Below are 22320 nucleotides of genomic sequence, written 5' to 3'. Positions count from 1 at the left end.
CTGGCTTTTCCAATCCTCTTTTGAGAACTATTTGCGTCTTAGCTCATTATCTATTTGTTGTGAAATTTGTCCTTTAACAGTTCTGATTACCTCATTAATATAATCAAGAATTGGCTTTGGGTCTATTGTCTTATCTTTGTATTCCATTTGAAAATGTAAGTGTTCTCCTGTGCTGCGCCCGGTACTTCCACTAATTCCTATTGGTTGCCCAGCTTCAACAGCTTGTCTCGCATTTACAAGCACATTGTATAAATGCCCATAAATAGAGGTAAAATCACCATGGCGCACTTCTACATAATTTCCCAACCCTTTATTTTTTCCTGTTTTTACAACCATTCCTGGCATTATCGAATAAACATAGTCGTTGTTACCTTTAAGGTCTATCCCTCTATGATTTGCTATTTTTCCAGTAAATGGGTCTTTCCTTTTACCATAATGGGAAGTTATCACCATTGAATCAATGGGCAAAGATAAATACCTTCTTTGCTTCCAGTATGCAAGCCGTTCTGTAGTCAAAGCATCATTGACAACAACAGCCTTTTCTTTTTCTTCTATCAATTTATTTTCTGTCGTTGCTAATACTGGTTCCGCTTTAGGAATATCCTTTTTCTGTAATACCGTATTAAACTGGCAGTAGCCATTCACTGAAAAAAACAATGAACAAGCAAAAAATACAGTTATTTTATTCTTCATATTGATATTTTTATTACTTTTGGGCAAAAATATACATTACATGGATAAAAAGCAAGCTATTTTTAATGAAAATGATATTCCATATAAAGAATTAGAACTAATAGGAATATCAAAAAAACAGATATGGTCTTTGGATAAGGCAAATATCACAGCTCTATTATCTGGAAAGAGAACCAGTTTACTAGACCTTTCTTTTCACGATAATAATGGAGAAGAAATAAGTATAAAAGGAAAAATAAGTTTGTACTGGAAAGACAGCAACAATGCTGGCGTTAAAATTCATCCAGTCAGACCAGAAATAATGAATGATATAAACCTTAAACCAAAGGAGTTAGAACGACTTCAAGATAACGAGATAATAACAAAAACTATTAACAATGAAAAATATCTCGTACAATTAGACCCTGAAACAAACGAATTGCTTAAAACAAAAATCAAAAGTATTTCAATACCTTCAAACATAAAAGGTGTTGAGCTGGATAAGCAACAAAAGGAAACTCTAAAATCAGGCAAGGAATTAATTTTGAATGTTGACAAAGAAAAAATTGCCATAAGATTAGATTTAAATAATCCAAGAGGAATAAAATTCCTAGACTTCGAGCAGCAACAGAAAATAGCTTATGACCGGCATAACCCACAAATTATAGGAACTATTCATACTGATAAAAACAGAAATGAATATATAGAATACATGAAAGGACAAAAAACAGCACTTGGAAATGAATCGCAATCTAAAGTAGAACATAAATTCAAATTATAAAATGGAAGAAAAGAAAAGTTTTGAAGCTCTGCAATATAGTTATGAAAATGCCGGACAATTCCGAGCCATAGCAGCAGTTCTTGGATATTCAGAAGAATATCGAAATGGTGATATTACCTTTTCCAAAGGTAATGAAACATACACTTACCCACTGAATACGCTTAAACTTGGCAATTTAGGAGATAATAGAGAATCCTTATTAGAGCAATCTAAAGAAAGAATAATCAGTTTCTTTGATAAAGAACAAGCTAGCAATAATTTCCAAGAATATAGCCAACATTTACGAGAAAACCACAATGTTGCAATTATAAAATGGGATGATATAAAAAAAGGTACTAATAAGAATGAAGGATATAAAGACGGATTTACAGTCATAGACCTTGAAAATAAAATTGCATATAAAGGAGAAGATCTTTACCGATATGCTTATGAACAAAACCAAACCCTAGATGGTAAAGGTTCATATGTTGATATAGACTGGAACAAGTTTAATGAAGTAGGAGTTAAACCGGAAAATTTAAGCCCCGAAGATATTGCAAACATCAAAAATGGGAAAAAAACAGGTATGCTAAATTTTTCCATTGAAGATACTCCCGGTAATAGAACACTTCTAGACAATGAAAAAGTGTCTTATAAAACAGAAAATGGAAAACTCCATTTTGAAGGGAAAGCAACAACTCTTAAATATATAACAGCCGAGAATACACCTGAAAATAAATCTAAATTAAAAGCCAACGAAATTGATTTCAAAGAAGAAGGTAAACGCATCAAAATTGATGGTATCAATGCTAGAAAACTAGCAATCGCAGCTATTACTGTAGTTTACCCAATCGCTGGGATTGCTATCTTACTCATTCCTAAACGACAAGAAATAAAAAATGATTTATCCTTTACTAAGGATGAAATAAAAGCCCTAAAAGCTGATAATGTCGTAGTAAAGACTAATTCAAAAGGAGAAAGAACATTGCACCAACGTGACAAAGATACTAATGAGATAGTATCAATAAAAGCAAAAGACATTCATATTCCCCAAAAACTTGGAGGAATAGAGCTTACTCCTATGCAGCAAGAAAATCTCAAAAATGGAAAAGAAATTACCATTGTAAACGAGGAACTAAACAAAGCTGCAAAAGTAAAACTAGATTTGAATGCCAGAAATGGATTATCAATCAAAGATGCAAATACTATAGAAATTAAAGCGACTGAAAAGAAAGAACAAACAATAGGGAAAGAAAGATATATATCTGATAAAGAAAGATTAGAGTTTGTAGCCCAAAAAGGAGCTAAAGGGATTGATGAAATTTTTAAAGATAAACCCACCGAAATGGCTGCCTTTTTAGAGAAACATAAACTTTCTAAAGATTATGCTTCTTACAAGGAAGTAGAAAAAACATATTCCAGCTCTAGGGAAGCTACTAAACAAACTGTCGGAGAACAAATATCTACCCAGATGGATAAAATAGATAGTTCTATTAAAGCAACAGCGAAGCAAGAAGCATCTATTCTCGGATATGGTAGAACCTACGGGAAAAATAATGATACTCCAACAATGAAACTATAATATTATGCTAACATTTGACGATTATAAGGCTAAAATATCCATCATTCAAATACTTGAAGATTTAGGATATAAACAAGACATTAGCAAAGGAAAGGTTTCTCCTGTTTTTAAACTAGCAGACGGAGCAGGTAACAAGTTAGATGAAATCATCATCAAGAATCCCCATAGTGTGCAAGAACACTACTATGATAGGAATTATAAAGGTGGAGATTTAATTCAGTTCATCAAAAATCATATTAATGACTTCCCACAATTCCAACATCAAAATACGTTTGTGCGAGTTAATATGATTTTAGGACATTACGCAAATGAGCCTTATAGTCCTAAATATGAAGCATTCAAAGCTGTAAAAACAGAAAACAGATCTTTTGATAGAGATAGATATAAAGAATTTTCTACTACACTCGCTGATTTAAGATTTCTCACACATGAAAGAAATATAAATCATCAAGTCGTAGAAAAGTTTCTCCCATTTATCACAAGGGTTAAAGACTTACAAGGAAACGGCAATTATTATAATATAGGTTTTCCCTATATTAATCCAACAGATAAAAACAACAAAATAACAAATTACGAATTAAGAAACTATGGATTCAAAGGAATGGCAACCGGAGGAGATAAAAGTAACTCGCTTTGGATTGCTGATTTTTGCCCACACCCCCAAATGGCAAAACATATATATTTTGCAGAATCCGCTTTAGATGCGATGAGTTTCTATCAACTCAATGCTAACAAAATCAAATTAGAAGAAAGTGTTTTTGGTAGTGTAGGAGGGTACATTTCAGTTAATCAAATAAAAAACACTTTATTGCGATACCCACAAGCTAAAGTACATACCTGTTTTGATAATGATTTAAACGGTAATTTGTATGACATTAAAGTGTCTGGAATCATTAGTAATACAGAAATAACAATAAAAGAGAATAAAGATGATGTGCTGTTTAAGACTAAAGATAGGGAATTTACTATTAACAAAAATGACGTTTCACTAGAAAGTTTTAGAGAAAAGAGCAAAATAATAGCTCCTATGATTTCTCATAAAGCAGAAAAAGCAAAAGATTTCAATGAAATTCTAATGAAACAACATGAACAAAAAAAAAGTATTAAGTTATGAATGATGGGACAAACACAGCTTCTGACGATATTATATTAAAGCCTAAATTCCGATATTGGCTAATGAAGAATTTCCTTTTAATCATATTAGTGATTTTCGTGCTCATTTTTAGTAAATATATAAGAGAACATGAATTATTAAAGTTTATCAGTGGAACGATATTAGTATTGTTGATATTTATAATCTTCTACAAATATATTTCAATGTTACTTTGTACAAGATGGATTATAACCAGAGAGCAAATAAAAATATATCAGGGAGTACTTTCAAAAAGGATTAACTACATAGAATTATATCGGATATATGATTATGAAGAAAAGCAAAGTTTTATCCAATCTTTAATAAATAACACTAATATCTATATCTATTCTGGCGATAAATCAACACCAGAACTACTGATGAATGGTCTTAAAGCCAATAGTGATATAATTCAAATCATTAGAAATAGGGTAGAGGAACAAAAAAAGAAAAAAGGAATATATGAATTTACAAACAGATAATATGAAAAGAGTACTTTTATTTTTTTCCCTAATGTTGCTGTTGGGCAATATAAAAGGACTGGCACAATCTATCGTTATTGATCCAATGATGATTGGAACACTCGCTGTTTCCCATAAGCAGCAACAAGACGTACTGAAAGATATACAAAGTGAAGAAACCAAAATCCGTAACTTTCAAATTTTAATTCAACAAAAAATGAGTCAAATTCAATCCTTACAGGAAAAGACATACAACTATCTCTCTACAGTTAATGCAGTTGTGAAAAATGGAAAGGATATTATTTATGCTTCAACCTTAGCTAGAGATATAGCAAAGTATCAATCCGAAGCAGCTAAATACGCCGTTGGAGACCCCAAGCTATTAACCATAATTGCAAAAACAGAGTATGAACTTATCAGTAGGAGTGTGGATTTAATGATATACATAAACAATATCGCATTGCAAGGCGGTGAAAAAAATCTTATGGATAATAAGCAAAGGATAGATTTATGTATTCATGTGGTGAATGAACTTAGACGAATGCGCGGGCTTGCATACGCTGTATGCCGACAGATGAAATCCGCTAAAAGGGCTGGAGTACTCAAAACGCTTGCACCCGGACAATTTAAATATGTAAATAGTGGAAAACAAAAAGTAGATAATATTTTAAACGGTATTAAATGGATTAGTAAAGGAGGCTATTAAATGGATAATGACACAATTAAAGATTTAGGCTTATGCCCTGTTTGTCAAAAAGGGCATATAATGAAAGGTAGCTTAGGATATTCCTGTAATTACTTCAAAAACATGAATGACAAGTGTACATTTAACATCTATCATTCATATTGGGGAAAAGAGATTACGGAAGAAATAGCCACCCAATTAATAACAATAGGGAAAACAGATATCTTCCATGACTTCCATAATAAAAAAGGAGTTCCTTTTTCTGCATATTTAACTATCGAAAATGGAGTTGTCGTTCCTTCTTTCGTGAATGAAATATTAGAAACTCCATGCCCTGTATGTGGTAGAGAAATTGAAATTTTACTAAATGGATATGCTTGTAAAGGGTATTCGCAAAAAGATAAGGACAACAACAGAGTTTGCAACCTCTATATACCCAAAACTATTGCGCAAAGAGAAATACCATTAGAAGCAGCAGAAATGCTTGCCAGTGGTAAGAAAACACCTTTTATGACTGGATTTAAATCAAGAGAAGGCTATGAGTTTTCTTCACGGTTAGTTTTAACAGAGAATTTAGATACAACCTTTGATAACACACTATGCACATGTCCTAAGTGTGGAGGAAACTTATATATAAACAAAAAAGCCTATAATTGCTCCAATTATAGGGATGAATCCATAAAATGTGATTTTGTCATTTGGCGTGAAATGTCAGGACGTATTATAACTCCCGAAGAAGCAATAGAGCTTTGTGAGAAAAAAGAAACCCCAGTATTAACCGGGTTCCATGATAAAAAAGGGCAATCAATGGAAAGAAAACTTGTATTGAACGATGATTTTAAAGTAAAACTAATATGAAAGTAGAATTTATAATTTATAGTCCGAATTTTATAGAGAGGGGAATGAGTGTAAAGGCTGATTGGAATTTTCCGCACCTTCCAAGGGAAGGCGAAGAAATTTCAGCTCACATTATAATGTTTCAGAATGAATTTACCTATCAAAATTTATTGGAATATCTGACAGATGAAGCCAAAAGTGATTTTAATAAATTCAATGATGGCGAGAATGATTTAGAAGGAAATTTCCGAGCATGGATATATGATGTTATTCAATCCGTCAATCTCGTTGAATCAATACATTATAGACCAAATACGGAAGACTATACAGAAATAATTCCTGCAATTGTTTTAAGTGATTTAAGTAATTAAATATTATTGATATGCAAATGAATAAGACTGATTTAATCAAAATGGTTGCTGAAAAGGCAAATAAGCCAACAAAAGAAGTAGCAGAAATAATAGATAGTTTTTTCAAAGAATTATCTCAAAATCTAAGAGAAAAAGATGTTTCTATAAAAGATTTTGGCACTTTCAAGAAAATTATTCAGCCAGCTCGGATAGCTAGAAATCCGGCAACTGGAGAACCTGTAGAAGTTCCAGAAAAGGAAGTTGTTAAATTCAAGCCTTCCAAAAATGTACTTAATATGAAATGGCTATGATAGAAATAAACATCCATATTCCCATAGATGACGTGAATAATATTTCCATACCAATCCATTTGCCTGTAGTTCCAAGGGTTGGAGAAAAAATTTATCTATCTGACAAACAAATAAATAATTTGATAGGTCTATTAGAAGAACAATATCCTCACAATCCACAAACAGAAGAATGGAAAGAATCAATAAGACGGTTCACCAATATTGAGGAAGTATCATATAATGCTGTAAATGGAACGATACATATTGAATTATCAACGATTTAATAGAAATGAACGCTGTAGCCATGCCATTTATTTATTGTATATTTGCACATCGAATTATCAACTATTTAAAGGAAACAATATGAAAAAGTATTTATCATTAGTAATGATTGGTTTAAGCCTTATGTTATCTGGATGCAGTAAAGACGATAACAACGACCCTGATACTCCACCTACAGGAGATACAGGAAAAGTACGTTATGAAGCCACTGTTAGTGATCCAGAAAATTTCAAACTCTTAGTACTCTATACCGTAGGAGTAGATTTTTCTTCTGAAAGCCCAGAAAAAGCAGCAAAAGAAATTGTTGTAGAAAGTCCATTTACATTTGAACAAGAAGCCAAACAAGGAACATATTTATGGCTATCTGCCTACCCTGTACCTAGAGATAAAGAAAACCTTGAAAATTTACAGTTACCAAAGAAAGTAGAAGTAAAAATGTTTATTGATGATAAGCTGCATAAGTCTGACAGTGGTGAAAATTATGCAGTGGTTCAATATATCTTCGGACAGGAAAAGTATCAGTAGAACTGATACCTTTTCCACCAGTACTGGAGAGAAACCGGGAAGGAATTTGATACCGTACTTTTCCGGGTTCTGCCCGGCATGGACGATAAGAGAACATTATTATGATACCAAAAATAAAAAACAATACCACTCTTATGACATAAAAGAGTGGTATTTTCATTTGAATTAATAAGATGAAAGACCAAAAAAGATTATTACACAAATGTCTATTAGAAGACATTCCGGCTTTCGTAATATGCGGAACAGATATTTGTTCCGTCCAAACGATGGAAGCATATTACCAGATAGCAGTAGAAAAAGGTTGCAATAGCATTTTTTTAGAAGACTTGAAATTAGCTATAGAAGATTTCAAGGCTTTTCAATGTGAGGAACCTGAAAAAGTTAAAATACCCGATTAAGTCATGGAAGAAAGTAAAGAATTGCAAAAGCTTTATGGATTCATGCAAGCATTCATTTATATAACAGTTTGCATAGAGATTCTACTATTTGTTCATTTTCCCTTTAGTGAAAATATTACACCTTTTTTATCAAAGTTGGCAAAAATACCTATCTATTCTAATATTCTTTATAGCAAGTTATTTACATTCTTTATTATAATGGTTACTTGTATTGGAACACGTTCAAAAAAGGATTTAGAATTAGACCCAACTAAACAAATCATTTTTCCTTTAATTTTTGGATTCATTATGTTCTTTGGAAGTGTATGCTTTCTTTTCTTTAAAGAAAAAGGAGAAAATGGTTTAGAATGGTATAATATAGCTTACATTATACTATCAATAATTGGAGCTATATTAATAAATTCAGCTCTAGATAACATTTCCAAACGTATTAAATCAAACTTTATGAAAGATAGATTTAATATAGAGAATGAAAGTTTTGAACAATCTAAAAACAAGGTAGAAACAGAATACTCTGTCAATATTCCGATGAAGTTTTTCTACAATAGAAAGTGGCATAATGGATGGCTGAATATATGTAACTGTTTTCGTGGAACTTTTGTAATAGGAACGCCCGGAAGTGGTAAATCTTTTTCTGTTATAAATTCTTTTATAAGACAGCATTCAGCTAAAGGATTTGCAGAAGTTGTTTACGACTTCAAATTTCCTGAACTTGCCAAAATTGCATATTATAATTATCAAAAGAATAAGCAATTAGGGAAAATACCAAATAATTTCAAGTTCAATGTCATTAATTTTTCTGATATTGAATATAGTAGAAGAATAAATCCATTGAAACGAGAATATATAGAAATCCTAGCAGATGCAACAGAAACTGCAGAAGCATTATATGAGAGTTTACAAAAAGGAGATAAAGGAAGCGGAGGTAATAGCGATTTTTTTAAAACATCAGCAGTAAACTTGTTAGCAGCTTCTATTTATTTTTGGTCTAGATACGAGAATGGCAAATATTCAGATTTACCGCATGTACTAGCTTTCCTTAATCAAGAATATGATGTACTATTTAAAGTTCTTTTTTCCGAACCTGAATTAAAGTCACTAGTTTCCCCATTTGAAGCTGCGTATAAATCAGGAGCAGTGGACCAATTAGAAGGACAGATGGCAAGTCTAAAAGTACAGTTATCAAGGCTGGCCACTAAAGAATCTTTTTGGGTATTTAGTGGCAATGATTTCAATTTAAAAGTATCAGATAAAACGGACCCAAGTTATCTCATCATAGCAAACAATCCTAAAACGCAAAGTATGAATAGTGCTTTAAATGCACTTATCATTAACCGATTAACTAGACTAGTCAATACAAAAGGTAACTATCCTACTTCAATCATAGTAGATGAATGTCCCACATTATATTTTTATCAACTCGCAACACTACTTTCTACTGCACGTAGTAATAAGGTTTCAATTTGTTTGGGGTTACAAGAACTACCGCAATTAGAAGAACAATACGGCAAAGCTACTGCAAAAACTATTACCTCAATTATAGGTAACACTCTATCCGGGCAAGCAAAAGCTCCTGAAACTCTAGATTGGCTACAAAAACTATTTGGAAAAGTTAAACAAGTAAAAGAAGGTGTTACCATCAGAAGAAACGAAACAACAATTAATATGAATGAACAAATGGATTTTGTTATCCCGGCATCCAAAATTTCTTCATTACAGGCTGGTACATTAGTTGGGCAAGTTGCATTAGATTTCGGACAAGAAGATAATTTTCCAACAGCAACGTACCATTGCAAAACCAATTTAGATTTAAAAAAAATTAAGAAAGAAGAAGAAGCCTATAAAGAACTGCCAAAAGTATATAACTTTGGAACAGCAGATAATAGAGAGAAATTACTGCAAAAGAACTTTAAGAGAATATACGACGAAGTAGAAACAGTAATAGAACAATATGTATAACATTACATTGCCAGTTTTAGGTACAAGGTTAAAACAAATCCGAGAGCATGTAGGATATTCCCAAGCTCAATTAGCTGAACAGCTAAACTGTAAACAAAATGCAATTTCAAATCTTGAATTAGGAAAAGGCGGCAGCCTAAAACTTTTATTTCAAGTGCTGAATTTTTATTCTAACTATGTTTTTATAGATTTAATATTCAGTGAAAAGTTTTATCTGATTTCTAATACAGAAGAAGATGAAGCACAAAAAGCTAATTATAATTCTGTAATAATAGAAATCATTAGACAATCAGAAAAAAACTATGAAAATGCTATGTCAAACGCTAAAAAAGAGCTAGAAGCGAATCTTCAAAAAGCCATCAATTTATTACAGCCATAATATATAATAAAATAAAAGAGAGTATAAATACTCTCTTTTATTTTTCAATATTACTTTAAAGAACCTGATACCTATTCTTTTGGGGTTCCGGCACTGATGGGCGAATATAGCATGATGAAATGATACCGAATTATCACACTCGATACGTTCTGTAGAACGACCTTTTGATACCAAATACAAAAAACAGTTGGAAGCCGGCCGCAAAAAATTGATACCATAAAAGCAACAAAAAGAAAAGAAGCTTCTATCAACTAGGCTAATTCAAATCTTTTGTTTCATGTTTCACAAAACGACCCTTTTTCTGTACTAAAGAAAACGGTTCTTTTTTTGCTTAATCAAAGAACTTATGTCGCTACGGTGTTTAGTTAACCAATCTTCCAAAATAAACGAAACTAAAGATGAAATAGGTATTTTGGCTTTAGCTTTGAGCAACCCAAACACCTCTTTTACATCTGTATCAACATATAAAACTTCCTTGCAATTATAATTTTTTCCTTTAATGTACTCTAATAAGTCCGTCAAATCCATTTCACTAGAGCCATTAAAATTAAAAACTTCCGAAGAAGTTGTTTCCATTTCTACATGAAGTGGTTCTTTCTCCTCTTCAACTTCATATTTAGCTTCTTGAATAGGAGCTTCATTTATACTACTCCCATGCAATTCTTCACCTCTTATCATTTTAGCTATTTCCAGAACACTAGAAATACCTTCATTTTGCTTTTTCCTTAATTTATCAGCCATGTGCAAATATATACAATAAATAAATAACTTTATAACAAATATCTATTAAAAGAATATTTTATTTTATTGCTCCTTCTTGAATGATATAATCATAAGCATTCTTCACCTTATCAATACACTCATTACTAATTGTTAATGTATTTATACGTTCCATAGCAACAGAAGCTGGTATTTCATCTGTAACAAAACCAACTTGCTTAAGAATATCAACTACCTGTTCTTTTGTTTCATATCTTACCGCAGCTCTCATATTGTTAGGTAAAAAGAATATTTTGGCTTTTACATTTAAATACTGTAACACTTGGATAAAAAAACCTGTACTATCCATTGTAAATTTATCGTATTTAAATGGGCATATTATTATATCCGCAGCTTTAAGAATAGTTCCCAGAGCATCATCATCAATCTTACCAGGCAAATCTATTAATAGATTTCCTTGCTCAACCTTAGTAAAATCACTAATAATTTTAGCAACATTAGATATATCGGTTTGTATAACCTCATATTTAGGTTCATTATCATAGGTCGCAATATCTTCTTTTCTTCTATCCGATAATGAACGCTGAAAATCTAAATCCAATACTAGAACTTCTTTTCCTTTTTCTACTAGATAGTTGGCAAATTGTATGCAATTAGTCGTTTTACCACAACCGCCTTTCTGATTCCCAAATAATATTATCATATCTTATTATATTTATTAATTTTGTTGCTGTCCTCTTTTCTTTTTCCTATTAGGAGATTTATCTTGCTGTACATTTATATGCTGGCTAAGAATATCACAAATAGCATCAATCAGATTAAATCCCCTTGCCAGTTCTGAATCTTGTTCAACAGTTATTCTTTCCATCTTATCAAGAGTAACTAGAGTAATCCTATCTTTACTATAGCCATCTTTTATAATATTGATTCCTAAATCATCAGTACTTACGATTACTTTATTCTTTTTATCTATTAGATAAACTAAATTATCATCTTCAACAAAAAGAATTCCTTTTTCTCTTAATGTAGAATGTAAATCTGAACTATGAGCCAAATAACTATTTATCATATCAGAATAGACAGTATTTTTTTTATCCATATGCTCTTGAATCAAAATATCATCTTTTTTCACATGATAAATTCTACTTAACAACTCGGCTTCTTTAAGTGTAGCAACATTAAATTTATTTGCTTCATACACTCTGCTATTATATCTAAGTTCTTTCAACAGTTTTTTATCAAGAACCAATAAAGCCTTATCATCACCATTTATAAATATTGTGCCATTCATTGAAAACCTATAACCGTAATCTAACATTAATTTCTTGAAACTATCCATTGTATATTTTGTTCCATCTTTCAAAAGAAGATTAATTATACTATTACAGTGTTCAACTTTTGCTTGTTTATTAGGCTCTACTAAAAGTTCCTTCAAATCCATAACTTCCCCACCTTTCAAAACTCTCTTATTTCTATAATCAATTAATGTATATCCATAAGGTTTAGTATGTCCTTTTCCTGTATGAAAGACTAAATTTATACCAAACTTATCTTTCATCAAAGTTTGAAGTTCTGTATAGGAAAGTCCTTGCTTATATTTAAATAAAAGAGCTGTTATCTGTTTTCTTCTTTCTTCATCAGGTGTATATTGTTTAGCTTTATCTTTTATCTGCTCTAATTGAATTGAAGCGTGCTTTTCACCACCCTTATACAAAATTAATAATCCATCCTTTTCTCTTAATTTCCATCCTGATTGTTCAAGTAACAACTTATATTGCTGCACTGTAGAAAAAGAAAACTCCATGTATTTTGAAATATTATCTTTAGCCTTCAAAGCTAAATCAACATTCATTATTTGATTTATGACTTTCTGTGAGCGCACAGCTTCCATATTATCTTTTACCTTCTGTCCGTTCTTCTGTACTCGTGTAGAAACAATATGTACATGATTATTTTCTGTATCAGAATGAAAATATATCATATAAGGATTATTTCCATAACCCATTTTATTTATATATTGCAAAGCTACATTTTTCAAATCCTCTGCCGAATATTCACGCCCCTTACATGAAATCACTGCATGAAATTGTTTTGCCTTGACCGCTGGATTAGTCCTACAGACAGATTCCATATAAGCTATATAATCCGACTTCTTCAAATTATCTGGATTCATAGCAAAATTTTCTGCAACAAGAAGTTCACTCTTGCCTTCCTCATTCTTTCGCTCATTATAATCAATACCAGCGAAAGAAGTTGCCGCTTTTAAAACTACTACTACCATATTTATAACTTCACACCGCAAATATACAAACAAATATTCAATAAAAGAATATTTCAATATAATTTATTCATATAATAAATATACAAATATTATATATTCATATATTATTTATATATATAATATTTTTCCCTAAAGTTTTTTGGTATCATAATAATGTTCTCTTATCGTCCATGCCGGGCAGAACCCGGAAAAGTACGGTATCAAATACCTTCCCAGTTTCTCTCCAGTGCAGGCAGAAAAGGTATCAATTAGATGGAATCCTTTTGCCGATGGGCGGTAGTTCCTGAATGGTGTCGGTGTCTTTTCTTTTATGATGCAGCCGTTTTCCTGTATTCAAGTATAGAGAGAAACGACACAAGGAACTTTAGGGAAAAGAAATAGTAACGCTGTCTTTATCACTAAAATTATATATATCAATATTATATATACATATATTATTTGATTGACATCAACTTACGCCAAGTAACATTCAATTTATCTTGCATAATTACATAGTCTGCCATTTTCTTTTCTACCTCATTAAGAACCTCTTGATTAACTTCTTCCTTATGAATATTTACATACCTAGCCAACTGATTTATATTATTTCCTATACGTTTCATTTCCAAACAAATTTCATCCATCGAACGAATAAATTCTTTAGGGTCAATAAGACCAACTCCTTTCCTAAAGACTCTCTGTCTAAAATAATCTGACATACATTTGCTAGATTTAGAAGCTTTAGTTAGTTCTTCATATTCTAAATTCGTTAAGCGAACTTTCACTATTCTATCTCTTTTATTTGCTTTCATACTATGATACTAAATAATATATGCCCCCAAGTTGCGAGGGGGCTAAACTCCTGATTTATCAGGCAAGATTTGGTTTTTGTGGACACAAAAACACATCTTGCTATTAATTTCTACAAACGCAAATATATAAATTTCTAAACACCCTGCCAAACAAAAGGGAAAAGAATACAATTAGAAATGTTTTCTCTTCGTCCATGTCCGGGAGAACCGGGAAAAGTACGGTATCAAATACTTTCCCGGTTTCTCTCCAGTACTAGCAGAAAAGGTATCAATTAGATGAAATCCTTTTGCTGATGGGCGATAGTTCCTGAATGGTGTCGGTATCGTTTCTTTTATGATGCAGCCGTTTTCATGTATTCAGATATAGAGAGAAACGACACAAGGAACTTTAGGGAAAAGAAGATTTTTCGTGTTGCTCTTTCTGGAACTCTGGAAGTGGAGCGTGTTAATCACATATTATATATTGTTTGTTTATATATTATATATTGTTTGTTTATATATTATATATTCATGTATTATTTATATATATAATATGCTATTTTGTTTCTCTTCTTTTTCCCTAATGTTTTATGGTATCAATTTTTTGCGGCCGACTTCCAGCAGTTTTTTGTATTTGGTATCAAAAGGTCGCTCTGCAGAACCTATCGAGTGGGATAATTCGGTATCATTTCATCATGCTATATACGCCCATCAGTACCGGAACCAGAAAAAGGATGGTATCAATTCCTTTCCTTTTAGTATATCAAAAAAGCATAGGGACAAAAACCCAACTTTTTAAAATATGCTTTTTTTAGATAGGGACAAAAACCCAACTTTCGTTTGAGTAGTTATATCACATAGGACTTTTTTTTGTTAATGGATGTTCTTTTCCCTAAAGTTTGTGTTAAGAAAATAAGAAAAGTTCCTTTTCTATGGGTTTATGTAATAAGAAAAATTCCTTTTTTGTGTTAGGTAGGATTATCAAGTTTTATTTAATCAGCTAGTGATAGTAGTACCTTAAAATATTGATAGATAACTACTTAAAAATCAGCGCACAGAGATAAAAAGTTAGGGACAAAAACCCAACTTTCTAGGGACAAAAACCCAACTTTCTAGGGACAAAAACCCAACTTTCTAGGGACAAAAACCCAACTTTTATACCCTTCATAGGGACAAAAACCCAACTTTTATTCATTTTCTTTTTCTTCTCCTATTATTCCGGGAAGCGTTTCTACCTCTTTTAATAAAACCGCCAAACAATATTCGGCTTTATTTGAAATCTTATTCCAATTCTCTCTAATATATTCGCCTAAATAAAGCATCTTATTTAACACTGCTGCATGATTATTCAAGGTGATATGTGGAATAAACTGCTGTAAATGTTCGTCCTGCATTGCAAAATGCAACGTACAAAAGTTCGTTATCATCTTCTTTTGTCCTTTTAACAAATCTTCTTCCTTCTTTGATAATGCAGATTTAATAACCTTGAAATTAAGTTTATAGGGTTGGCTATCTCCTGAATTACGATAAACTTCTGCCATTTCAAACCAACAATCAGCCTGTTCAAACAAATCATCGTAAACAGGACGTATTACACGTTTATACAAATCTTTAAATTCGGGGTATTTATCCTCTAGTTTTAAGAATTTCCTAAATCTATCCACATAAATAGAAAAACCACCTTTTTCTTTCCATGAGCTAATCAACATATACATTCTAATTGTATATCTACTTTGTGCTCTTAAAGCTATTTCTTTTATATAACGTGTAAAACCTCTATCAACATTTATAAATACTTTAGCTACCTCTCTATCCATTTCTAAAGAGAAGCCTCTTGAATAAGGAGTTTTAGGAATATTAGCCTTTGTGAATAAACCTGTTATAGCCCAACTTTCCTCACCTGTTATCGGATCTTTAACGTCAAACTCTACAGGAATACTGATTAATTTACGAACCATACTTTTTACTTCTTTGTATTGGTCCGGACTAACACCCAAATCCCGGTAGGCAATATCTACTCTTATACGGTCTGAATATTCTTGAAATAAGGATAATTGCTCACATGGAATAGATGTACCATATTTATCTATATGCTGAATACTTAATTCTATGACATTCTGTAATTTTTCTATAACAGCAATTAAGATTCTAATCTGTACTGTCTTGAAATCACCAGCCATTAATGTAACCACATTAGGCTGTTTCAACCATGTGGGATTTTCAGGAAGTTCTACTGGAAGATTTGTACGAGGATGCCCTTTTCTAATTCTAACTATCTCACCGTCTATTTCCTCTTTTTCTTCTTTAACCGCACGTTTTCGAACTTTTATTTCTCTATTTACCATCGTTTTTTATTTTGACTGATTAATACTCCAAAAAAAAGTAGAATGAAGAATATTAACATAAACTTGGCTATATAAAATAACCCTATGAGAATCATTCTAAAAATAGTAATGATAACTCCTAACAGATTTCTTATTATGTTCCTCCAATCCATTTTCCCTGTTTCTATAATTCCTGTCGCCAAAGCTCCGGCTGTACTATTGTATAACCAGCACTTTGCAAATATACTCTTTTAAATTCATCGGGCAACGAGCCTTCAAGGAATTGCTTTTTATGCCTTGATGCAGTTCGTCGGTCATATGGACTATTTTTAGCCCAACCTCTTTTAAGGATTAATTCCTTAAAGCATTCATCTAATGTTTTTGCTTTATCTATCATAATCTTTTCGTAAAGAAATTATCGGATTTTTCAATCCTTTATACATTTCACAAGGAGTCCCAAACAATTCACATAAGATAAAATGTATAATTTTCTCTTCATCCAATAATGGATTTGACTTATCCTCTAGCTCCACAACTAATGTATATTGATAATTATAATTCTCAACAACAACTTCTTTTTCATTAGAAACCTCATTGTAAATCTTTCTATATTTATGCCATAAAGATGTATTAAAAAGCTCTACAGTAAGATAATTATTTATCTGTTCTGTTGTATAGTCTTCTGACAAACGTTTCCCAGTAAGCCTATAAACAGCCTCTATTTTCGCTTTTTTCCCTACAAACTTTTTCTTTCCCATCATCTGACAAGAAGGAAGTTCATCCCTAGATATAAAAGGCTTCCAATCTGACATCTTACGATATACCTTATATTCAATAAACATTCTATCTATATTTTTATTATATGACACATTTAACACAATTCGATAAAATTATAGTCATTTATCGCCAATCTTATATTTACTCATAACTGTACTTGTTTTAAATCACACAAAAACATGAATTACTTTACCAAAAGTATCTTTCATGATTTTACAGGGACACGTACCTTGACGGTAATGTAAGCATGTTGTATTACATTCTTCGGTGCATACATGACCAATAACCGTAAACGGGACATCATTATCTATCAGTCCTCCTAATTCATCATTATCATTCATAACGAATATTTCACCACGAATTTCAATTGCTAAATATTTCCGTTTCATTTCTGTACTGTTATGGGTTAATCCTTTCAAGCCAATCACTAACGCATTTTTCCACTTCTGCATAGCTGGTAAACGTTCTTTTTTCAACAGTTACACAGTACCGCATTAATTCACCGCGAATAATTCCTGCATCATCCTTCCAAACATTTATAGCTCCATTATCTCCGGCAGAAGTACACGCATATCCCAGTTCGATGGTTGATTCAATGTCACTTGTATTATTGATACTATACGCATCAACCTTACGTCTTTTTACTCCCGGAAGCCCATCTAACTGACAGATAGGCTTCTCTTTCTTTATGATTATATTTTTGTTCATTACTGTACTGTTTTACGTTAAACATGGGTAACTTCATCATCAAGGAATTTTACAACTTCTCTATCCATCATAAATGGAGTGATATTTTGCCTAATATTTGGTCTTTCAACCTCTTCAATCACATTATTTCCTATAATGAAATTCTTGTTGTAGCATACAAGATAAACAGTTTCTTCATCCGAAAATCGAAATATATCACCTGTAATAAGAGTCTTGAATGTTGTTGTCTTTGCCATGATTTAGCTCCTTTCTGTTTTGAATCAAAACCACCCGATACGAGTGATATTTCTATCCTTCTCATTCATCCACTGCTTATAAGAAGGATAATGTTTTTCCTCCAGTTTATCCATGAATGAGCTATTGGGAACTTTGCCTTTCAATTCCTCCCATAACTCCATTTGTTCATCGGTCATGTTCTCAATGTTAGTGATGACGTTCTCATACCCGTTGTCATACTTTTCATCGACACAAAATATTTTATCTGTATCTACGTATGAGGTTTTACGGTCATAATTCTCATACTTCACTACATTTGCACCCTTATTTATCTTTTTAAGGATGCTAATACCTAACTTTACAGAGTCTTTGTCTAATGCCATAATATTGTTCCTTTCTTTTGGATTTTGAATATTAATCTTCTTCAACGAAAGTGTTAGTCGTGTTTATCACACCAGCAGAATCAACACTCTTTCCATCGCGGATAAACACTTTCTCACGAATTAGCTCTTCATAGTCATACTGTGACATTCCGATGACACACACACGACCATCAATATACAATTTACATTTCATCAATTCAGTTCCTTCAACCGGACCGATAGCATCTATTTGCATTGTTCTTTTATTCATATCTTTGTTTTACGTTAATTACTAAATCATAAATTAATCCTTTCACATTTCTAATAATTGACTATTAATCTGTAGCTTTCTTCAATGCTTCAAAAGAAGACAAGTAATCATCAACAGCTTTATTTAACGCTGCATATTTATCTTTCCACGTTCTTATTTGCCGTTGTGTTTCAATATACCTATCATTCAAAGTTGCATAATTCTGAATAGCAAATCTAATAGCTTTAGCATCTGTTTTTTCACCAGATAATTTTTTTAGATTTTCTAACTCTGCACAGGCTGCATCGTCTAAGCGTAATGTAAACTCTTTTTTCATAAAAAAATGATTAATGAATTAATACTGAAAAATAGCCCTAACAGTTGGCTACGAAATGGATTTAAGAAGCAATGTTTCATAATTTTGTTTGCTGTTCTTTATACTGGCAGCCAAACCAGCTTTAAAGGTTTGTTTATCTCTTTATTTTCAATACTCAAAGATAGTGATTTTCTATAAATGTCGCAAATAATAGGACAATTATTTTAGTTAAAAATAGTTTTAGCCTTATAGATTGCCGAAGTTTTATTTTTCCCTAAAGTTTTGGTATCATAATAATGTTCTCTTATCGTCCATGTCCGGTAGAACCGGGAAAAGTACGGTATCAATTTCTTTCCCGGTTTCTCTCCAATGCTGGCAGAAAAGGTATCAATTAGATGCAATCCTTTTGCCGATGGGCGGTAGTTCCTGAATGGTGTCGGTGTCTTTTCTTTTATGATGCAGCCGTTTTCCTGTATTCAGGTATAGAGAGAAACGACACAAGGAACTTTAGGGAAAAGAAGATTTTTCGTGTTGCTCTTTCTGGAACTCTGGAAGTGGAGCGTGTTAATCACATATTATATATTGTTTGTTTATATATTATATATTCATATATTATTTATATATATAATATGATATTTTGTTCCTGTTCTTTTTCCCTAATGTTTTATGGTATCAATTTTTTGCGTCCGGCTTCCGGCTACTTTTTGTATTTGGTATCAAAAGGTCGTTCTGCAGGGTGTGCCAGGAATGATAATTCGGTATCATTTCATCATGCCATGTTTGCCCATCAGTGCCGGAACTCCGAAAAGTACGGTATCAATTTCTTTCCCTATAGTTCTTATTGGGTTAGACTACAAGACGCATTAAAATGTATTCTCAAAGTGAGAATGTATTTTAATTTGCGTCATGTTTCCGCTTCTGCAATGCTTACTAAAGTGGAGTTACCTAAAAGGTAGTGGAACTTTACTAAGGATTGCAGAAGGGATAAAGAAACATACCTTAGAAGGGTGGGTGGGTTTACTGATAGCAAAACTATTGGAGCGTAACAAAGTGAAGCGATTAAGCCTTTTTGGTTCTTTTTTGGCGTTTGAAAAAAGAACTCCCCCCAATGAGGGGGGAAGGAACCTTTAAGCAACCTTTGTATTTTTCTCTTCTTCAACTTCTTCCACATCTAGCCTTATATTTAGATGCTGGGCTATGAATTTACTACCTTTAATAGCATCTGCCAATACAGTAAATAAAAATTTAGGTTCTTCTTTTATTGCTTTGCACCATGATTTTAAATAAGCCGCATTTTCTTCTCTGACGGTTACAGAAATACCCAAATATACACCAGACAAAGCCGATATTAATTCTGCTACAAGTTCTTCACGCCCATAATTGAATTTATCATTTTCATAAAATCCTTTTCGATTTAGTCTATTTTTAACACCTGTACTATGTCCCATTTCATGTAATTCTGTACCATAAAAACTTTCTCCGTCCTTAAATTGGCTCTTTAAAGGTAAAGTAATGCTATCATTTGATATTGAATAAAACGCACTATCACTAGAAACCGTTTGAATAGGACATACCCAATTTTGATTCTTATTCATTTCATCAAGTATTGGATTTACATACATTTCTTTCTCTTCTTGTGGCTGTTCCTCTCCTGAAAATTTAGCCTTTAATATATCCCATCTATTGGGATATTTTTCCGCAAAGTTTGTTTGGTCTAAATTAAAAACTTGGAAATATTTTGTATAAGCTGCTAAACGGTATTCTTTTTGTTCTTCTTCTGATAATTTGTTATATTCATCATATGAAATTTTTTCATTTGTCTGACGATGATAAGCACAAAATAATGTATAATAAACAGGAAAAGCAACAGCACCTTTTAGAACATTAATACCTTCGTTTCGTGCTTGATTGAATGTCAAAAAAACAGGAGTTTGATAATTATATTTTTCACACAAAAAATAAAGTAAAAAAGCGTTTCCACCACTATAAGTACGACCTGTTAAATTTTGTGGTAAAAAGTTCTGTTTAGAGTTGACTTTAGAGAACCAAGGTTTTTGCCAATTCATAGACAAACTTTCAATTTTTTCAACCATAAGGTTTACAAACTTCTCTGCATTTTTATCAAAAGTAGATTTCATAATTTTGTTTGCTGTTCTTTATACTGGCAGCCAAACCAGCTTTAAAAGTTTATTTATCTCTTTATTTTCAATACTCAAAGATAGTAATTTTCTATAAATGTCGCAAATAATAAGACAATTATCTTTGTTAAAAATAGTTTATAATTGGCTGGTTTTTAACGTATTATCTTTTCCCTAAAGTTTTATATATTTTGGGTGAGAGATAAGGTTTTATAAACGGAATATTCCCTTTAGGGAACATGAAGTCTATAAAACCGAATATCCAATGCCTTGCCTTTGTAGGTGCTTCATAGAAGCGGTGAAAAAAGCAAAGCATTGGATATACCTTAGAAGGGTGGGTGGGAAAATGCGTTAGGACTTGCAGCGGAAAGCCCACAGCGTAGCGAGGACTTGCAGCGAAAAGCCCGACCTGAAAGGTAACGCCCTATTTATTTCTTCTATTCATCAATCTTACTTTTTCATAACGTAAATACCTATACAAAGTAGCCTTACTTCCAATGTGTAAAATTCTACATATTTCATCTATAGAATAATCCCGATTTTCATATAAACGCTTTGCTGCTATAGCTTTTCTCTTTGCATCTTCCGATAACCCTATAGGTCGTCCCGTAAGTTTCCCTCGTTCTTTTGCAGCTTGTAATCCAGCCCTAGTTCGTTCTACTATTATTTCACGTTCATATTCAGCCAATGAAGCAAAAATTCCAAATTGACATCTTCCTAAAGCACTATTAGTATCAATACCATCAACTATGCTTTTGAATGCAACTTTTCTTTTCTGCAAACAATCAACTATATAAACTAAATCTTTCAAAGAACGTCCTAATCTATCTAGCTTCCAGATAACAAAAGTATCACCTTCTCGCAAATATGCAAGGGCTTTATCTAATTCGGGTCTATCCTTTACTCCTGATACTTTTTCCTCAAATATAAGTTTGCATCCGGCTTCTTTTAAAGCATCTAGCTGCAAATCTAAATTCTGTTCCCTCGTTGAAACACGAGCGTAGCCTATTATCTCCATTTTATTTAAATCCAAGTTTCATAAATTCAACTATTCGCAAAACTATTTTAAACTAGGGCTTTTTCCCCTGTTATTACTTCTAGTATTATTATAAATCAAAAGTACAGAAAAAGGGTCGATTAATGAAA

Annotated in this window: 29 protein-coding genes; 13 read left to right on the top strand and 16 right to left on the bottom strand. The window is 32.1% G+C overall.

The annotated features are described in order from the left end of the window. Positions 1-27: 27 nt before the first annotated feature. Positions 28-693, bottom strand: a complete 666-nt coding sequence (locus tag BF9343_RS21465; RefSeq protein ID WP_011264155.1) for a M23 family metallopeptidase — start codon at positions 691-693, stop codon at positions 28-30. Positions 694-733: 40 nt separating this feature from the next. Here BF9343_RS21465 and BF9343_RS21460 point away from each other — a divergent pair, with 40 nt between their 5' ends. The 13 genes from BF9343_RS21460 (at position 734) to BF9343_RS21400 (ending at position 10312) form a co-directional block, all read left to right on the top strand. Then, on the top strand, positions 734-1453 hold the full coding sequence (locus BF9343_RS21460) for a DUF4099 domain-containing protein (protein WP_011264154.1): 720 nt from the start codon (positions 734-736) through the stop codon (positions 1451-1453). Between the two features lies 1 nt (position 1454). Beyond that, entirely contained in the window at positions 1455-3014 is a 1560-nt protein-coding gene (locus BF9343_RS21455; RefSeq protein ID WP_011264153.1) for a DUF3945 domain-containing protein, read from the top strand. Between the two features lie 4 nt (positions 3015-3018). Then, positions 3019-4128 carry a DUF3991 domain-containing protein gene (locus BF9343_RS21450; protein WP_011264152.1) on the top strand — a complete coding sequence of 370 codons (1110 nt, stop codon included), beginning with the start codon at positions 3019-3021 and terminating at the stop codon, positions 4126-4128. Continuing rightward, positions 4125-4628, top strand: coding sequence for a PH domain-containing protein (locus tag BF9343_RS21445; protein ID WP_011264151.1), 504 nt, complete (start codon positions 4125-4127; stop codon positions 4626-4628). The genes BF9343_RS21450 and BF9343_RS21445 overlap by 4 nt, the downstream gene beginning before the upstream one ends. Continuing rightward, entirely contained in the window at positions 4609-5313 is a 705-nt protein-coding gene (locus BF9343_RS21440) for a hypothetical protein (RefSeq protein WP_011264150.1), read from the top strand. The genes BF9343_RS21445 and BF9343_RS21440 overlap by 20 nt, the downstream gene beginning before the upstream one ends. Next, positions 5314-6150 (top strand): topoisomerase C-terminal repeat-containing protein, encoded by an 837-nt coding sequence (locus BF9343_RS21435; protein WP_011264149.1) that lies wholly within the window; start codon positions 5314-5316, stop codon positions 6148-6150. Next, entirely contained in the window at positions 6147-6500 is a 354-nt protein-coding gene (locus tag BF9343_RS21430; protein WP_011264148.1) for a hypothetical protein, read from the top strand. Before BF9343_RS21435 ends, BF9343_RS21430 begins: the two co-directional genes overlap by 4 nt. Positions 6501-6511: 11 nt before the next feature. Then, positions 6512-6790, top strand: coding sequence for an HU family DNA-binding protein (locus BF9343_RS21425; RefSeq protein WP_008765238.1), 279 nt, complete (start codon positions 6512-6514; stop codon positions 6788-6790). After that, positions 6781-7053 carry a hypothetical protein gene (locus BF9343_RS21420; protein WP_011264146.1) on the top strand — a complete coding sequence of 91 codons (273 nt, stop codon included), beginning with the start codon at positions 6781-6783 and terminating at the stop codon, positions 7051-7053. Before BF9343_RS21425 ends, BF9343_RS21420 begins: the two co-directional genes overlap by 10 nt. Before the next feature lie 79 nt (positions 7054-7132). Beyond that, positions 7133-7576, top strand: coding sequence for a hypothetical protein (locus tag BF9343_RS21415; RefSeq protein ID WP_041926350.1), 444 nt, complete (start codon positions 7133-7135; stop codon positions 7574-7576). Positions 7577-7749: 173 nt separating this feature from the next. Beyond that, complete coding sequence (locus BF9343_RS21410; RefSeq protein WP_008765235.1) at positions 7750-7974, top strand: hypothetical protein; 225 nt, start codon at positions 7750-7752, stop codon at positions 7972-7974. A 3-nt stretch (positions 7975-7977) separates the two neighbouring features. Next, positions 7978-9933 (top strand): type IV secretory system conjugative DNA transfer family protein, encoded by a 1956-nt coding sequence (locus BF9343_RS21405; protein WP_011264144.1) that lies wholly within the window; start codon positions 7978-7980, stop codon positions 9931-9933. After that, complete coding sequence (locus BF9343_RS21400; protein ID WP_011264143.1) at positions 9926-10312, top strand: helix-turn-helix domain-containing protein; 387 nt, start codon at positions 9926-9928, stop codon at positions 10310-10312. The genes BF9343_RS21405 and BF9343_RS21400 overlap by 8 nt, the downstream gene beginning before the upstream one ends. A 306-nt stretch (positions 10313-10618) precedes the next feature. Here BF9343_RS21400 and BF9343_RS21395 read toward each other — a convergent pair whose 3' ends face one another. The 15 genes from BF9343_RS21395 to BF9343_RS21315 form a co-directional block, all read right to left on the bottom strand. Next, positions 10619-11053, bottom strand: a complete 435-nt coding sequence (locus tag BF9343_RS21395) for a hypothetical protein (protein WP_007557648.1) — start codon at positions 11051-11053, stop codon at positions 10619-10621. Positions 11054-11111: 58 nt separating this feature from the next. After that, positions 11112-11735: a ParA family protein gene (locus BF9343_RS21390; protein WP_011264142.1), complete on the bottom strand. Its 624-nt coding sequence runs from the start codon at positions 11733-11735 to the stop codon at positions 11112-11114. Positions 11736-11750: 15 nt separating this feature from the next. Beyond that, complete coding sequence (locus tag BF9343_RS21385; RefSeq protein WP_011264141.1) at positions 11751-13313, bottom strand: relaxase/mobilization nuclease domain-containing protein; 1563 nt, start codon at positions 13311-13313, stop codon at positions 11751-11753. A 434-nt stretch (positions 13314-13747) separates the two neighbouring features. Then, positions 13748-14104: a plasmid mobilization protein gene (locus tag BF9343_RS21380; protein WP_007557662.1), complete on the bottom strand. Its 357-nt coding sequence runs from the start codon at positions 14102-14104 to the stop codon at positions 13748-13750. Between the two features lie 1166 nt (positions 14105-15270). Beyond that, on the bottom strand, positions 15271-16428 hold the full coding sequence (locus BF9343_RS21375) for a replication initiation protein (RefSeq protein ID WP_008765232.1): 1158 nt from the start codon (positions 16426-16428) through the stop codon (positions 15271-15273). Between the two features lie 163 nt (positions 16429-16591). Continuing rightward, positions 16592-16804 (bottom strand): hypothetical protein, encoded by a 213-nt coding sequence (locus BF9343_RS21365; protein WP_008765230.1) that lies wholly within the window; start codon positions 16802-16804, stop codon positions 16592-16594. Then, positions 16794-17276: a hypothetical protein gene (locus BF9343_RS21360; RefSeq protein ID WP_041926351.1), complete on the bottom strand. Its 483-nt coding sequence runs from the start codon at positions 17274-17276 to the stop codon at positions 16794-16796. The genes BF9343_RS21365 and BF9343_RS21360 overlap by 11 nt, the downstream gene beginning before the upstream one ends. 75 nt (positions 17277-17351) lie before the next feature. After that, a complete protein-coding gene (locus BF9343_RS21355; protein ID WP_011264138.1) occupies positions 17352-17573 on the bottom strand; it encodes a hypothetical protein in 222 nt (73 codons plus the stop codon). A 10-nt stretch (positions 17574-17583) separates the two neighbouring features. Next, positions 17584-17892 (bottom strand): hypothetical protein, encoded by a 309-nt coding sequence (locus BF9343_RS21350; protein WP_005812583.1) that lies wholly within the window; start codon positions 17890-17892, stop codon positions 17584-17586. A gap of 17 nt (positions 17893-17909) precedes the next feature. Further along, entirely contained in the window at positions 17910-18128 is a 219-nt protein-coding gene (locus BF9343_RS21345; RefSeq protein WP_011264137.1) for a hypothetical protein, read from the bottom strand. Positions 18129-18152: 24 nt separating this feature from the next. Continuing rightward, entirely contained in the window at positions 18153-18491 is a 339-nt protein-coding gene (locus BF9343_RS21340) for a hypothetical protein (protein ID WP_005812717.1), read from the bottom strand. A gap of 31 nt (positions 18492-18522) precedes the next feature. Beyond that, a complete protein-coding gene (locus tag BF9343_RS21335; RefSeq protein ID WP_011264136.1) occupies positions 18523-18741 on the bottom strand; it encodes a hypothetical protein in 219 nt (72 codons plus the stop codon). Between the two features lie 64 nt (positions 18742-18805). After that, positions 18806-19057 (bottom strand): hypothetical protein, encoded by a 252-nt coding sequence (locus BF9343_RS21330; protein ID WP_011264135.1) that lies wholly within the window; start codon positions 19055-19057, stop codon positions 18806-18808. A 1106-nt stretch (positions 19058-20163) separates the two neighbouring features. Next, positions 20164-21174 (bottom strand): ArdC family protein, encoded by a 1011-nt coding sequence (locus tag BF9343_RS21320; protein WP_005780952.1) that lies wholly within the window; start codon positions 21172-21174, stop codon positions 20164-20166. 424 nt (positions 21175-21598) lie between these two features. Beyond that, positions 21599-22192 (bottom strand): recombinase family protein, encoded by a 594-nt coding sequence (locus tag BF9343_RS21315; RefSeq protein ID WP_004295368.1) that lies wholly within the window; start codon positions 22190-22192, stop codon positions 21599-21601. Positions 22193-22320 lie beyond the last annotated feature (128 nt).

Source organism: Bacteroides fragilis NCTC 9343 (assembly GCF_000025985.1).
In the GTDB taxonomy this organism is placed as follows: Bacteria; Bacteroidota; Bacteroidia; order Bacteroidales; family Bacteroidaceae; genus Bacteroides; species Bacteroides fragilis.
This window is presented reverse-complemented; position numbering and strand designations above follow the sequence as displayed.

Coding starts and splice junctions, on each gene's coding strand:
- BF9343_RS21345 (WP_011264137.1), bottom strand. CDS start 18,128: ATGGCAAAGACAACAACATTCAAGACTCTTATTACAGGTGATATATTT.
- BF9343_RS21445 (WP_011264151.1), top strand. CDS start 4,125: ATGAATGATGGGACAAACACAGCTTCTGACGATATTATATTAAAGCCT.
- BF9343_RS21355 (WP_011264138.1), bottom strand. CDS start 17,573: ATGAAACGGAAATATTTAGCAATTGAAATTCGTGGTGAAATATTCGTT.
- BF9343_RS21425 (WP_008765238.1), top strand. CDS start 6,512: ATGCAAATGAATAAGACTGATTTAATCAAAATGGTTGCTGAAAAGGCA.
- BF9343_RS21375 (WP_008765232.1), bottom strand. CDS start 16,428: ATGGTAAATAGAGAAATAAAAGTTCGAAAACGTGCGGTTAAAGAAGAA.
- BF9343_RS21450 (WP_011264152.1), top strand. CDS start 3,019: ATGCTAACATTTGACGATTATAAGGCTAAAATATCCATCATTCAAATA.
- BF9343_RS21465 (WP_011264155.1), bottom strand. CDS start 693: ATGAAGAATAAAATAACTGTATTTTTTGCTTGTTCATTGTTTTTTTCA.
- BF9343_RS21415 (WP_041926350.1), top strand. CDS start 7,133: ATGAAAAAGTATTTATCATTAGTAATGATTGGTTTAAGCCTTATGTTA.
- BF9343_RS21400 (WP_011264143.1), top strand. CDS start 9,926: ATGTATAACATTACATTGCCAGTTTTAGGTACAAGGTTAAAACAAATC.
- BF9343_RS21315 (WP_004295368.1), bottom strand. CDS start 22,192: ATGGAGATAATAGGCTACGCTCGTGTTTCAACGAGGGAACAGAATTTA.
- BF9343_RS21380 (WP_007557662.1), bottom strand. CDS start 14,104: ATGAAAGCAAATAAAAGAGATAGAATAGTGAAAGTTCGCTTAACGAAT.
- BF9343_RS21350 (WP_005812583.1), bottom strand. CDS start 17,892: ATGAACAAAAATATAATCATAAAGAAAGAGAAGCCTATCTGTCAGTTA.
- BF9343_RS21320 (WP_005780952.1), bottom strand. CDS start 21,174: ATGAAATCTACTTTTGATAAAAATGCAGAGAAGTTTGTAAACCTTATG.
- BF9343_RS21365 (WP_008765230.1), bottom strand. CDS start 16,804: ATGATAGATAAAGCAAAAACATTAGATGAATGCTTTAAGGAATTAATC.
- BF9343_RS21435 (WP_011264149.1), top strand. CDS start 5,314: ATGGATAATGACACAATTAAAGATTTAGGCTTATGCCCTGTTTGTCAA.
- BF9343_RS21385 (WP_011264141.1), bottom strand. CDS start 13,313: ATGGTAGTAGTAGTTTTAAAAGCGGCAACTTCTTTCGCTGGTATTGAT.
- BF9343_RS21340 (WP_005812717.1), bottom strand. CDS start 18,491: ATGGCATTAGACAAAGACTCTGTAAAGTTAGGTATTAGCATCCTTAAA.
- BF9343_RS21420 (WP_011264146.1), top strand. CDS start 6,781: ATGGCTATGATAGAAATAAACATCCATATTCCCATAGATGACGTGAAT.
- BF9343_RS21405 (WP_011264144.1), top strand. CDS start 7,978: ATGGAAGAAAGTAAAGAATTGCAAAAGCTTTATGGATTCATGCAAGCA.
- BF9343_RS21460 (WP_011264154.1), top strand. CDS start 734: ATGGATAAAAAGCAAGCTATTTTTAATGAAAATGATATTCCATATAAA.
- BF9343_RS21455 (WP_011264153.1), top strand. CDS start 1,455: ATGGAAGAAAAGAAAAGTTTTGAAGCTCTGCAATATAGTTATGAAAAT.
- BF9343_RS21440 (WP_011264150.1), top strand. CDS start 4,609: ATGAATTTACAAACAGATAATATGAAAAGAGTACTTTTATTTTTTTCC.
- BF9343_RS21430 (WP_011264148.1), top strand. CDS start 6,147: ATGAAAGTAGAATTTATAATTTATAGTCCGAATTTTATAGAGAGGGGA.
- BF9343_RS21330 (WP_011264135.1), bottom strand. CDS start 19,057: ATGAAAAAAGAGTTTACATTACGCTTAGACGATGCAGCCTGTGCAGAG.
- BF9343_RS21390 (WP_011264142.1), bottom strand. CDS start 11,735: ATGATAATATTATTTGGGAATCAGAAAGGCGGTTGTGGTAAAACGACT.
- BF9343_RS21335 (WP_011264136.1), bottom strand. CDS start 18,741: ATGAATAAAAGAACAATGCAAATAGATGCTATCGGTCCGGTTGAAGGA.
- BF9343_RS21395 (WP_007557648.1), bottom strand. CDS start 11,053: ATGGCTGATAAATTAAGGAAAAAGCAAAATGAAGGTATTTCTAGTGTT.
- BF9343_RS21410 (WP_008765235.1), top strand. CDS start 7,750: ATGAAAGACCAAAAAAGATTATTACACAAATGTCTATTAGAAGACATT.